Below are 13175 nucleotides of genomic sequence, written 5' to 3'. Positions count from 1 at the left end.
GGGATTAACCCTCCAATTCGTAGCGGTAATCTTCAACAACGGTGTTGGCCAGCAGCTTCTCGCACATCACAGTCAAACGTTTTTCCGCTTCTGCGCGATCAGTTGTATCCAGGTTCAGTTCCATGACTTTACCGATCCGTACACTTTCCACTTCATTGAATCCCATCGAGTGCAGGGCACCTTGAACGGCTACTCCTTGCGGGTCGAGAACGCTTTGCTTAATAGTGACATAGACGGTTGCTTTGATCATGATCCTATGTTCCTCCTCAGTAATGAACGGGATAAATGCTTTATGCTGTTAAAAAAGGGCTTTGGGAGCTTGCTCCGGGGCGGATTGTTCTTCCGGTCGCTGTTGTCCCCGGGTTTTTCTGAATTGTTTTGGCCCGCTCTGCGGTCAAAACCCGGGGACAAAGGCGAGCACTTCGTTCCTTCACGAACAACTCCGCCCCTCCGCTTGTCCATGCGGCGTTTTTTGAAAGGCCTAATTCTGTTACGTTACACGGTGTGTAATGGTATAGTCTGACCATTACGTTTAAATAATAAATGGTCTATAAAATACTTTAGTAATCAAAGAATTTAATTCTCGTAATTTTTCAGGCTTCCTACCTGTGGGAAGCCTCCGCACTTAATTTCCTTATCCCCAGTTTGATACTGGCGGAGGGAAAGATTGAGCTGGAGAAGCGGAGCGTTCGCCTTTGCAACCGGAATGTTTCCTTTTGAAAAAAGATTCCAATCAATACATTCCGGGGGCAACAGCGATCGAAAGCCAAACTTTCCCGCAGCTCACCTCAAACTTTCCATTTATTGTTTCGTTAAACGGTTATAGATGTCGACGTATCTTGCCGTTGTTGCCTCCACCACCGCTTGTGGCAGCGGGTCAGGCTTACTGTTTTTGTCCCAATCGGTTCCTGCCAGATAGGTGCGCACCGGCTCCTTGTCCATGCTGTCGATCTCGATGTCTAGTGCGTAGTTCTCTTTCGCCCAGAACCGTGATGCATCCGGGGTGAAGATTTCGTCGATCAGGATGACCTTGCCATCGACGACACCGAACTCGAATTTGCAATCTGCGAGAATAATACCACGCTGATCACAATAATCCCGGGCGAACTCGTACAGTCGCAGGCTTTTTTCCTGAAGCTCGCTAGCCAGCTCATCGCCAACCAGTTCTTTCATGCGGTCCATCGGAATGTCTTCATCATGACCCACATCATTTTTGGCAGCCGGGGTGAAAATAGGGTTTTCGAGCTTGGCGTTTTTGCGAAGCCCTTCCGGCAGTTTGATACCGTTCACCTCTCCGCTATTCTCATATTGTCTCCATCCGCCGCCAGTAATGTATCCGCGTACGACGCATTCGATATCGATGCGTTCCGCTTTGCGTGTCACCATAATGCGATCTTTCAGAAGCTCCGGGTCCACAATGAGATCACCGAGCCGGTTGACGTCCGTATGAACCACGTGGTTGTCCATCATGTCACTCGTCAGTTCAAACCAGAAGCTGCTGAGTTTATTCAGCACATTACCCTTCTCGGGCACCGCTGGGTCCAGCACGTAGTCAAAAGCTGAAATCCGGTCCGTTACCACGATCAGAAAATGTTCCCCCAGATCGTACAATTCACGTACTTTTCCTTTATATAACAGAGGTGCTTTAACGAGATCTGCCGCTGTGGACAGTGCCATGGAGGCTCACCTTCTTTCAGGAGATATAAGGCTACAGACAGAACCGCGATGGAGCACACTCCACTCCGATAACAGAACAATCTTTCGATCACTGTTATCCCCGGATTTTTTTGATCCACTTTTCCCAAAGTGTAAATCCGGGGATAAAGGCGAGCGCTTCGCTTCTACAGATTTGCTCTGTCCTCTCCGTTCCTTGCTGGTCCATCATTCTGCTCTCTAGCCTTATTGGAGTATATTAGTTGGTCAAACCAAGTTTCTTGAAGATTGTATCGACATGTTTCAAGTGCCAGGACGGGTTGAATGCATCTTCGATTTCTTCATCGCTCAGCACCTCGGTGATTTCCGGTGTCGCTTTCACGATATCCTTGAAGTGGCGCTGTTCTTCCCATGCCTGCATGGCACGTGGTTGAACGGTATCATATGCCTGTTCACGGCTGAAGCCTTTGTCGATCAGCTTCGTCAGTACACGTCCTGAGAATGGTACACCGAAGGTACGCTCCATGTTGCGTTTCATGTTCTCAGGGAACACCGTCAGGTTTTTCACGATGTTACCGAAACGGTTCAGCATGTAGTTCAGCAGCATCGTTGCATCTGGCAGGATGACACGCTCTACGGAAGAGTGTGAGATATCACGTTCATGCCATAGTGTTACGTTCTCGTATGCCGACACCATATGTCCGCGGATGACGCGGGACAGACCCGAGATATTTTCGCTACCAATCGGATTACGTTTGTGCGGCATGGCGGAAGATCCTTTTTGACCTTTGGCAAACGCTTCTTCCACTTCACGGAATTCACTCTTTTGTAGTGCACGAACTTCTGTAGCAAACTTGTCCAGTGATGTTGCGATCAATGCCAGGGTAGCCATGTATTCTGCATGACGGTCACGCTGCAAGGTTTGTGTCGAAATTGGCGCAGGCTTCGTGCCCAGCTTCTCGCAGACAAACTCTTCAACAAACGGATCGATGTTCGCGTAAGTTCCTACCGCACCGGAGATTTTTCCGTACTGCACGTTGTCTGCCGCATGGCGGAAACGCTCCAGATTACGTTTCATCTCTTCATGCCACAGGGCCATTTTCAAACCAAAGGTTGTTGGCTCGGCATGCACCCCGTGTGTGCGACCCATCATTGGCGTATGCTGATAAGCGAGGGCCTTCTCACGCAAGATCTCGATAAAGTTCACGATGTCGCGTTCCAGAATTTCATTGGCCTGGCGCAGTACGTACCCCAGAGCCGTATCTACCACATCCGTGGATGTCAGTCCGTAGTGCACCCATTTGCGTTCTGCACCCAGACTCTCGGATACCGTGCGTGTAAAAGCAATAACGTCGTGGCGCGTTTCCTGTTCGATTTCATAGATGCGATCAATATCAAAAGAAGCGTTTTGACGAAGCAATGCTGCTTCTTCCTTAGGAATAACTCCGAGTTCCGCCCAAGCTTCACATGCACAGATTTCAACTTCCAGCCAGGACTTGAATTTGTTTTCCTCCGTCCAGATGGCTCTCATTTCGGGTCTGCTATAACGTTCGATCATGAATTTGTATTCCTCCAGATATTAGTTTGTTCAATCCATTGTAATCCTTCTTCAACATCCTGACAGAGCAGATTGACATGCCCCATTTTCCGTCCCGTTTTCGCTTCGGTTTTGCCATATATGTGAAGCTTGGGAATAACACCGAGTTCCATTGCTTCTGCATCAGGTTGACCCGTTCTGGCGATAATTCCTTCCAGATGTTCTCCAAGCACATTGACCATAACAACCGGACTTAACAGTGTTGTGTCTCCTAATGGCAGCCCGCAGATGGCACGAATATGCTGCTCGAACTGTGACGTCGCACAGGCTTCCATCGTGTAATGACCGGAATTATGAGGTCTTGGAGCCAGTTCGTTCACATACAATCTTCCGTCTGCCGCAACAAAGAGTTCCACCGCCAGCAATCCAACAGCCTGCATGGATTCGGCCACAGCCGCTGCAAGTTTCTGGGCTTCGATCTGTATGTCCGTAGCCACTCTGGCCGGTACGATCGAGGCATGCAGAATGTTGTTCACATGAATGTTCTCCGCTGGCGGGAATGTCTTGATCTCTCCACTCGTGCTTCGGGCAACGACGACGGAGATTTCGCAGTCAAATTTGATAAATTGCTCCAGCACCAGTTCCGCTCCGGTCGCTGCAAGCTCTTCGTAAGCCGGTATAGCCTGGCTCACTTCGCGAATGACTCGCTGGCCTTTACCATCGTATCCTCCGGTTACCGTCTTCAAAACACAAGGTACACCAAGCTCGCTTACTGCTGCTTGCATCGTATCCTTACTTGTAATCTCCCTATAAGGCGCTACTCTTACTCCAGCAGCTTCGATCGCTCGTTTTTCACGCAACCGATGCTGAGTTGTATACAATAACGCACTTCCTTGCGGCACATAGGATTCACGTTCCAGCAAGCCCGCTACACCTGCATCCACATTTTCAAACTCATACGTGATCACATCACACTGACGGGCCAGTTCAAGCGCTGCAGCTTCATCGTCATATCCGGCCTCAATCTGGCGGGCAACCTGTCCGCAAGGCGAATCTGGTGCCGGATCAAGCGTAACAAAGCGGTATCCCATCGCTGTCCCGGCGAGCGTCAACATTCGTCCAAGCTGTCCGCCCCCGAGAACTCCAATGGTTGTTTTGCCTGGGAGCAGCACACGTTCAGCCATACCGGAAAGATTCAGTTCAGTTTTACTCATAGCTCATCACTGCTTTCGAGTACTTCACGTTTGATCCGCTCTCTGCGGGCTTCGCAGCGATTACGGACATCCTCATCGAATGCACCGATCATCTGTGCCGCAAGCAGCCCTGCATTGGTAGCACCCGCCTTGCCAATCGCTACCGTTGCGACAGGAATGCCGCCCGGCATCTGAACAATGGATAGTAGGGAATCGAGACCATTCAGTGCCTTGGACTGCACAGGTACGCCGATTACCGGCAGCATCGTTTTGGAAGCAACCATGCCTGGGAGATGTGCTGCTCCGCCTGCACCTGCAATGATAACCTTGAATCCGCGCTCAGTAGCCTGCTCGGCATATTCAAACATCAGATCCGGTGTACGATGCGCGGATACAACCTTTTTCTCATACCCGATCTCCAGTTCATCCAGCACCTCACACGCATGCTTCATCGTTTCCCAATCCGACTTGCTGCCCATAATTACAGCGACCTGCACTGACATGAATACATCCAACTCCCGTCTGAGCTTATTTTGATAACAACCACTCTAGCCATACGTGTTCCCTTTTGAAACAAAAAAATCCGCTACCCGCGAAAACATCACATTTTCTCCGGACACCGGACTCCAAGAAATACGTATCCCTCATTTGGGCATGCCAAAAGGGGGCTTGCTGTCCGCATCCATATTCATGCGACTCTCAGCCGTATCTCCTCGTAGTCCGGAAATTTACGGTCTCCGGGTAGAGACTTCCGGGCCTTATCCCCGGCGTTATACGAGCAAATATCTATTCAATCCAAGCGACTCATTTCGGTCAACCTTGGTACATCTTTCGTTCCTACTCGACCTTATTCTCACCTGATCGACACATCTAACATTCTAACAATCCCCTACAGCTAATGTCAACTTAAAGACGAACATTTAACATATTGACAAATATAATGTTCGTGATTAAGGCGTTTCTTTTGAACTTCATATCCATTTCATCCCATAAAAGAAAGCCGACTTCTCTTCAATGAAATGAAGACAGCCGGCTCACCGCGTATTGTAATTCACAATCTATTGCATTATTTAACGATCAATACAGGAACTTGAGCATGCTGCACCACATTGTGGCTTACACTGCCCAAGACAAATTCACGAATGCCACCAAGTCCACGACTTCCGATGACGATAACATCCGATCCATTTTCCTTAGCATAATCAAGCAGCACTTCAGCTGCGGCTCCTTGAATCAGGTCTACGTTGGCTGTAACGCCTGCAGCTTTGATCCGTTCTTTTGCTTCATCGGTTGTTTGCACAGCCAGGTTGTAGTAATCGTTATTCAGAGATGGCGGCAGCGGTGCGAGTCCTTCTCCAATAAATACGCGCGGGAAATCAAAGGCATGAATGACATCAATGACTGAATCCGGAGACACCTTAGCCAGCTCAATGGCACGATCCAGTGCCTTGTTTGAAGCTTTTGATCCATCATAAGCTACTAAAATTTTGGAGAATAACATGTAAATCCCGTCCCTTCCGTATATGTAGAAACTCCGAAGCTGGAAGCTTCGGTCTGACATAAAACTAAATCCAGCACCATGTAACCCTATAAACGTTCTTCATGCAGTATGAACCATTAGCCTGGTTTTGCAGTGTCGCCACCTCTAAGTTCTATTTCAGAAAATAACCATAGATTACGGCATTCAGAAATAGCAGAAGTGGAATCCCGATGGTAAAGCTCGGATGTTTGGTTTTGTGCCTTTTCCGGTACATTGCAATCCAGACTCCAAGCGCGCCTCCGATAAACGCCAGCAGGAATAACGTCCGTTCGGGTGTACGATCACGACGTCGCTGCGCCCGTTTTTTGTCATCTGACATCACCAGATAACCTACCACGTTAATAAATAAAAACCACAATATGAGTCCGGTTTGCATATAATTCTAGCGGTCCCCCTATCCCGGGACATCTCCCTGTTCCTCCATTATAGTCCTCTGCAGGGACATGATCAACGAGAGAAGGGAGCCGCATAGATTGCTTATTGGAATCATCCGTTCCGGGTAGAACCTAGGACTCCTGTTTCGGAATACCGTTCAGGCTGGGAACTCTTTTGCCGGCCTTGGTTGGACGTGCTCCGATGCTTTCTTCCCGGATACTGTCCTTATTCTGCTGATTATGAATTTTCTCTGGTTTGTTGTGTGGCATCTGTGTCACCTCCTTGGCTTACGTTGCCTGAAAAGGAGGGATCTTATACGACACCATGCGAAGCGGTTTATTGAGCATGACCTCGCCGGTATCCATTCAACTTGGTCCAAACTCTTTCAGGGGCACTAGTCCCCTTTTTTCTCCATCGCTGCTTTCAACAAGTCTCCGAGATTGGATCCGATGGATTCCTGCTTGGCATACTGTTTGACCAGCTTTTGCTGTTCGCGTTTGTTGACATGCTGTTTATCTTTATCCAGCGCTTCCGTGATTCCGCAAGGCAGACACTGCACATAGAGGCCCGCTTTGCCTTCTTTCATTTCCATCTTCTTGTGACACTGCGGACAACGACGGTTGGATAACCGCTTCTCTGCAGAGCGACGATAGCCACAATCCTCCGTGGGACATACGAGAAACTTGCCGCGTTTCCCTTTCTTCTCAAGCAGACGCGCATTGCAATCCGGGCAGTGGCTGCTCGACACGTTATGCGGTTTATACTCTGCCTTGCTTCCTTTTACAGTGGACACCAGTTCTTTAGCCATCGAACGTATGCCTTCTAGGAAAGGACCTGGTTTCCCTTGTCCACGAGCAATCCGTTCTAGTTCAGCCTCCCAACGTGCCGTCAGTTCAGGTGTGCGCAGCTGCGGAGCAGCCAGCTCAATCAATTGCTTCCCTTTGCCTGTAGGATGCATGCTGTTGCCTTGGCGGTCGATGGTATCCGAGCTGACCAATTTCTCGATAATATCTGCACGCGTAGCCGGGGTACCGAGTCCGTGCTTCTCCATTTGTGCGAGCAATGCAGCCTCCGTGTACCGTTTAGGTGGCATGGTTCTTCCACTTTTAATATGACAACGCTGAACGGTAACCGACTGACCTTGCTGTACGTCTGGCAAAAGAGTGTGGCCATTGTCTGCTTGCTCATCTGTGCGCTCATCATCTTCGTCACTGTAGTCTCCGCCGTATACTTCACGCCAGCCACTGTCTTTTACCGTTGTACCTTTAACATGGAAGGAATCTTCACCCACTTGCACAGTAATCGCTACTGAATCGTATCTGGCAGCTGGATAGAACAAACTGATAAACCGGCGTACGATCAAATCATACAGTTTGCGTTCCTCTGGACTCAGCTGATTCAGCAGCACGGTCTGTTCTGTTGGGATGATGGCATGGTGATCCGTTACCTTACTGTCATCCACAATTCGTTTGGTGATATTCAGATTTTTCCGCAGCAAGGGACGCGCTAATGATGCATACGGTCCAACTGCTACACTATCCAGTCTTTCTTTCAGCGTATCTGTCATGTCCGATGTCAGGTAACGGCTATCCGTACGCGGATATGTAACCAGCTTATGCTGCTCATATAGACGCTGCAGGACGTTGGAAGTCTGCTTGGCTGAAAAACCATACTTGCGGTTGGCATCACGCTGCAGCTCCGTCAAGTCATAGGCCAGAGGATGCGGCTCGACTTTTTCACTCTTTTTGACCTGAGCAATGGTTCCCTTACGTCCATCCACTCGTTTCTTCAATGCCTGGGTATCTTGAGTATCAAAGATGCGTGAATCTCCGCCTGAGGCCCGCCACACGGCTTGAAAACCTCCAAAATCTGCAGTTAATGTCTCATACTCCTGTGACCGAAAACCATTGATTTCATTTTCCCTGTCCATGATCATGCCCAGGGTTGGCGTCTGTACCCGTCCTGCAGACAACTGTGCATTAAATCGAACGGTCAGCGCTCGTGTCACATTAAGCCCAATCATCCAGTCCGCTTCTGCCCGGCACCGTGCCGATTCATAGAGACGGTCAAACTGACTCCCTGGCTTCAGCGAAGCAAATCCTTCTTTGATTGCCTTATCCGTCTGAGAAGAAATCCACAATCGTTTGAAGGGCTTCTTCCACTGCGCCATTTGCATGATCCAACGGGCAAGCAGTTCTCCCTCCCGGGCGGCATCCGTCGCGATGACCAGTTCACCAACATCTTGGCGTTTCATAAGCTGTTGTACGGCCTTGTATTGATGATTCGTCTCTCTTAGCACCTTGAGTTTCGCCCGCTCCGGCAGAATCGGCAGATCTTCAAGATTCCAGGTGGCGTACTTCTTGTCGTAATCTTCTGGTTCCGCAAGTCCCACTAAATGCCCAAGTGCCCACGTTACGATATATTTAGGACCTTCCAAATAACTCTTATGTTTATCACGCGCTCCCATAACTCTGGCAATTTCCCGTGCCACAGATGGTTTCTCAGCGAGTACCAATGTTTTCACTTCGTATCTCTTCCTTTCTTCATACACCTTGTAACCCAAGTTCCTATCCTTTCATTATATCATTTCAGACCAATCGTTTCTTGGCATATCCCAGGGGAACTATTAACCTGATAAATTACTGCTCCAGATTACATGTAAGATAATATAACACATTTGTGAACACTTAAATTTCTTTTAGGAATGAAAATAAGAGCATCTGAAAGAAATAATCACCTTTATACAACTTGTATACGTTTTTTTGGATAAATATGAGCGTTGTAAGAATACCTGACATGTTATTAGAATGTGACAAAAGCATATACAGCCGTTTCATCACACACATCATTGCGACAGAAGGGAGCGTGGATGCATGACTTATCATGGATCTGTATTGAAAAAAAGTGGAGCTCTGTTACTGACAGGAGCAGTAATGGTTACAACTTGGGGAGGAGCTTCCGTACCGCTGGCATCAGCCGGAGCAGCAACCCCATCAAGCAAAACAACGGTCGCAGCAACAGCTGTAGGGAAGGCACCTGCCACGTCTGCCGCATTTATTGAAGCCATGGAAGAAGCAGCGACACTTGCAGGTGTGCCTTTTTCAATGGACGAGCTCTCAGGCAAAACCGTTCAGCGTAAGGATGCTGCTCTAGCTCTTCAAACCTGGTTGAAGCTGGAGTCCACCACAGAGTCGTTCAAAGACGTACCGGACCGATCCAGCTATGCAGGTGCCATCGGTGCTTTGAATGCTGCAGGGTTGATGAAAGGATATACTGATTCCCTCTTTCTCCCTAACGCTGTCCTGACGGAATATGATGTCGCCATATTGAAAGATCGCATTTATAACTACATAAAACCATTTGTTCTGGAGGAAGCAACGATTACGGAACTCCAGGCTGCAATGACGCAAGGAAAGCTTACATCCAAGGAATTGGTTCAAATGTATCTGGATCGGATTGAGAAATACGATGATCAGGGAGTTAGCATTAATTCCATACTAACCTTAAACCCGGAAGCACTTGAACTTGCCCAGGCTTTGGACGAAGAACGTGCAGCCAAAGGTGCACGCGGACCACTGCACGGTATTCCGGTTCTTGTGAAGGACAACTTTGATACGAATGATATGCCTACCACTGCCGGCTGTATCTGTCTGAAGGACTCCGTGCCTGCTCAAGACGCTGAGCAAGTGAAGAAGCTCAAAGAAGCTGGTGCCATTATCCTCGGTAAAACAAATCTGCATGAATTTGCATTTGGCATTACTACATCCAGTTCATTGGGTGGACAAACCCTGAACCCTTACGCACTGGATCACTATCCTGGCGGTTCCAGCGGCGGAACAGGGGCAGCGATTGCCTCCAACTTTGCTGCAGCAGGCATGGGTACCGATACTGGTGGATCGATCCGTATTCCATCCAGCTTCAACAGCCTTGTCGGAATTCGTCCAACGATTGGACTATCCAGCCGTGAAGGGATTATCCCGCTTGCTCTGACTCAGGATGTAGGCGGCCCTATGGCTCGTACAGTTAGCGATGCTGCGATCATGCTGGACGCTACAGCCGGTTATGACAAAGATGATGTGGCTACAGCCTATGCTGTAGGGAAAATCCCATCCAGCTATACCGATTTCCTTGATGTGAACGGTTTGAAAGGTGCACGAATTGGTGTGGCCACAGAGCTCATCCCAAGCACCAAAGCAGAAGAAAAAGCCGTTGCCGTTGTGATCAACAATGCCGTGGAAGAATTGAAATCTCTGGGTGCAACTGCTGTTCCCATCAGTATTCCGAACCTGGACGAAATCAACAAATACCCGAGCTTGAGCGGATATGAATTCAAATTCCAGCTCAACGACTATCTGGAGTCACTTGGTGAAGATGCTCCATACCACAGTCTGTCGGACATCATCGCTTCAGGTGAATTTGATAAAACACAGGAACAATCCATGAAGGCACGCGATGCACGGGAAACGCTGGAGACAACTGAGTACAAAGACATCGTATTGAAACGTACTCAAATCACGCGCGAAGCTATTCTAAAAGTGATGGCTGATAATAACCTGGATGCCATCGTTTATCCTACATCCACCCAGGCTGCTGCCGTGATCGGCGAAGGCCAAAACTCCGGCGGGAATAACCGACTAAGCCCATTCTCCGGGTTCCCGGCTATCACCGTACCTGCTGGCTTCACTACAGAGGGTCTACCCGTAGGTATTGAATTCCTGGGCCGCGCCTTTGATGAAGGAACATTGATTAAACTCGCATATAGTTATGAGCAGGGAACCCACCACCGCCAAGCTCCTAAACTTACGCCATAACTCCTTTATTGAATTAGAAAGAGCTTAATAAACAAAAAGTACACTTCGCCTCCACATCGGAGGAAAGTGTACTTTTTTTATGATCCTAGTAAGACACACTGTCTTTCCCGCTTAATCTCAACTTTCTACGTTAATTCGTTGAACCAGCGTCTGGTACACTCCATTCCAACACAAGGCCCGCATAAGTTAAGCCACCACCGAAACCGAATAAGGCGAGGCGCTGACCCTGCTTCACTTTCCCTTCATCGACGGCCAGCTGAATGGCCAGAGGTATGGATGCAGCTGATGTGTTTCCACGGTACTCCATGCTGGTTAGCGTGCGTTCCAACGGTACAGGACCACGCTCGCAGACAGCTTCAATCATTCTCATATTTGCGCTGTGCGGTACGAACCAGTCGATTTGCTCCTTCTGCAAGCCTGAGCTAGCGATAAGTTTCGGCAATTGCTCCGGTATCAGCCGTACAGCCCATTTGTATACTTCTCTGCCGTTTTGCACAAGACGTCCGTCACCTTGAAGAGGTACCCCATTCATCTCGGAGGAAAGCCCACTGCTATAAACATGTAACCCACCATCACCCTGAGTTCCGGAAAGTGCTGCCAGAGTACTGCCCTGGCCTTCGGTTCGTTCCAACAGAAACGCTCCGGCTCCATCCCCAAACAAAATACATGTCGTACGATCAGTGTAATCTGTAATTTTGGATAATGTCTCTGCCCCGATCACGAGCACTTTGCGATACATGCCACTTGTAATCATGCTATCGGCCAGCTGTAATCCATAGACAAAGCCTGCGCATGCTGCGCTCAAATCCAGCGCTCCCGTCTGAGCAATGTTCAAACGGGCCTGTACTCTAGAAGCTGTACTGGGAAATGCATACTCCGGCGTACTTGTTGCTACGAGGATCATATCCACATCATGAACGTCAACCTCATAACGCTGAATCATGTCTTCCACAGCCTTAACTGCCAAATCAGAAACGAACTGATCCTCTGCGGCAATCCTCCGCTCTCTCATGCCTGTTCGTTGTACGATCCATTCATCGTTCGTTTCGACCATTTTCTCCAAATCCGCGTTATTTAGAATACGCTCCGGCACATAGGTTCCGAATGCAGTAATGCTGGCTTTTGATTGCATCATAGTGTCAGTCACCTCGTTTTGTTTTTTATTATTATAGCACTAAGTCTTAGTACTTGGTACTAATTTATGATAAAATTTTTATTGTTTTCTCTGTTGATACACAAAAGCACCCCCTCTGGTCCATTCTCCTCACACTTGGTATGTAGATCCAATGAAGAAGAATAACCATACTCGGCTTAGTATGAAGAATGCCTTAATAATAGCCGTTATCTGTAGACTCTTCGTAAGGAAAGATGGAAAATAGATAAATCAATTCATATTACTGATAGACATTTGACAAGATGGGGGATTACAGAATGGAAAGAGAAATAAACATCCTTGCAATTTCAGGAAGTCTACGGAAACAATCCACAAACACTATGCTAATGCACGCCATGATGGCGCTTGCCCCTACTACTTTAAAATTTCAGGTATATGATCAACTGAATGATCTTCCACACTTCAATCCTGATCTTGATGTAGATGATGGTCCTGCTTCCGTTCAATACTTCAGATCCCAATTAAAGCAAGCAGACGGTGTCCTGATCTGTACACCTGAGTATGGAAATGGTATTCCCGGTGTCTTAAAAAATGCTTTAGATTGGATTGTATCCTCCGGAGAATGGGTGAATAAGCCTACAGTGGTCATCGCAGCATCCCCCAGCCCTTTGGGCGGTAATCAAGCACATACATCCATATTGCTGACTTTAAACATGATCAATGCCCTCGTCCTGGATGATGCCTCACATACAATTCCTCATATTACGATGAAAATCAACAAACAAGGTACGATCATTGATCCTGATACTAAAAAGGCACTGCAAGATTCACTTTTTCGCTTAGCAGAAGCGTGCCCCAACTGAAAGAATGAGCTGACAAGTTTTACAAAAACAAAAACAGCCCGATAATGATCTATCGGGCTGTTAAAATATAATTGGTTGTATTTATAAAC

12 protein-coding genes and 1 riboswitch are annotated in these 13175 nt (G+C 48.0%); of the genes, 2 read left to right on the top strand and 10 right to left on the bottom strand.

Features of this window, described 5'->3' with window-relative positions:
* Nucleotides 1-4 precede the first annotated feature (4 nt).
* From purS to CHH60_RS20580, 9 genes are all read right to left on the bottom strand, one after another.
* Complete coding sequence (gene purS, locus CHH60_RS20615; protein WP_090904903.1) at nucleotides 5-250, bottom strand: phosphoribosylformylglycinamidine synthase subunit PurS; 246 nt, start codon at nucleotides 248-250, stop codon at nucleotides 5-7.
* Between the two features lie 551 nt (nucleotides 251-801).
* Nucleotides 802-1677 carry a phosphoribosylaminoimidazolesuccinocarboxamide synthase gene (locus CHH60_RS20610; RefSeq protein ID WP_095360916.1) on the bottom strand — a complete coding sequence of 292 codons (876 nt, stop codon included), beginning with the start codon at nucleotides 1675-1677 and terminating at the stop codon, nucleotides 802-804.
* A 235-nt stretch (nucleotides 1678-1912) separates the two neighbouring features.
* Nucleotides 1913-3211 carry an adenylosuccinate lyase gene (purB, locus tag CHH60_RS20605; protein WP_095360915.1) on the bottom strand — a complete coding sequence of 433 codons (1299 nt, stop codon included), beginning with the start codon at nucleotides 3209-3211 and terminating at the stop codon, nucleotides 1913-1915.
* Nucleotides 3208-4404, bottom strand: a complete 1197-nt coding sequence (gene purK, locus CHH60_RS20600; RefSeq protein ID WP_255248026.1) for a 5-(carboxyamino)imidazole ribonucleotide synthase — start codon at nucleotides 4402-4404, stop codon at nucleotides 3208-3210. Before purK ends, purB begins: the two co-directional genes overlap by 4 nt.
* Complete coding sequence (gene purE / locus CHH60_RS20595; RefSeq protein ID WP_095288499.1) at nucleotides 4401-4886, bottom strand: 5-(carboxyamino)imidazole ribonucleotide mutase; 486 nt, start codon at nucleotides 4884-4886, stop codon at nucleotides 4401-4403. The genes purK and purE overlap by 4 nt, the downstream gene beginning before the upstream one ends.
* A 193-nt stretch (nucleotides 4887-5079) precedes the next feature.
* Nucleotides 5080-5181: riboswitch (purine riboswitch) on the bottom strand.
* A 268-nt stretch (nucleotides 5182-5449) separates the two neighbouring features.
* Nucleotides 5450-5884, bottom strand: a complete 435-nt coding sequence (locus CHH60_RS20590) for a universal stress protein (RefSeq protein WP_095360914.1) — start codon at nucleotides 5882-5884, stop codon at nucleotides 5450-5452.
* A gap of 151 nt (nucleotides 5885-6035) precedes the next feature.
* Nucleotides 6036-6299, bottom strand: a complete 264-nt coding sequence (locus CHH60_RS20585; RefSeq protein WP_095288452.1) for a DUF1294 domain-containing protein — start codon at nucleotides 6297-6299, stop codon at nucleotides 6036-6038.
* Nucleotides 6300-6429: 130 nt separating this feature from the next.
* Nucleotides 6430-6567, bottom strand: coding sequence for a hypothetical protein (locus CHH60_RS29920; protein WP_167301682.1), 138 nt, complete (start codon nucleotides 6565-6567; stop codon nucleotides 6430-6432).
* A 125-nt stretch (nucleotides 6568-6692) separates the two neighbouring features.
* Nucleotides 6693-8822, bottom strand: a complete 2130-nt coding sequence (locus CHH60_RS20580) for a DNA topoisomerase III (RefSeq protein ID WP_095360913.1) — start codon at nucleotides 8820-8822, stop codon at nucleotides 6693-6695.
* A gap of 349 nt (nucleotides 8823-9171) precedes the next feature.
* Here CHH60_RS20580 and CHH60_RS20575 point away from each other — a divergent pair, with 349 nt between their 5' ends.
* On the top strand, nucleotides 9172-11109 hold the full coding sequence (locus CHH60_RS20575; RefSeq protein ID WP_095360912.1) for an amidase family protein: 1938 nt from the start codon (nucleotides 9172-9174) through the stop codon (nucleotides 11107-11109).
* A 130-nt stretch (nucleotides 11110-11239) separates the two neighbouring features.
* On the opposite strand, the gene CHH60_RS20570 is transcribed toward CHH60_RS20575, so the two are convergent.
* The gene (locus CHH60_RS20570; RefSeq protein WP_095360911.1) at nucleotides 11240-12244 is read right to left on the bottom strand and encodes a ketoacyl-ACP synthase III; all 1005 of its coding nucleotides are present in this window, start codon (nucleotides 12242-12244) and stop codon (nucleotides 11240-11242) included.
* Between the two features lie 296 nt (nucleotides 12245-12540).
* Between CHH60_RS20570 and CHH60_RS20565 the strand changes: the two genes are divergently transcribed.
* Entirely contained in the window at nucleotides 12541-13086 is a 546-nt protein-coding gene (locus CHH60_RS20565) for an NADPH-dependent FMN reductase (protein ID WP_095360910.1), read from the top strand.
* The last annotated feature ends 89 nt before the right edge of the window (nucleotides 13087-13175 follow it).

The organism is Paenibacillus sp. 7523-1 (genome assembly GCF_002276415.1).
Classification (GTDB): domain Bacteria; phylum Bacillota; class Bacilli; order Paenibacillales; family Paenibacillaceae; genus Paenibacillus; species Paenibacillus illinoisensis_A.
This window is presented reverse-complemented; position numbering and strand designations above follow the sequence as displayed.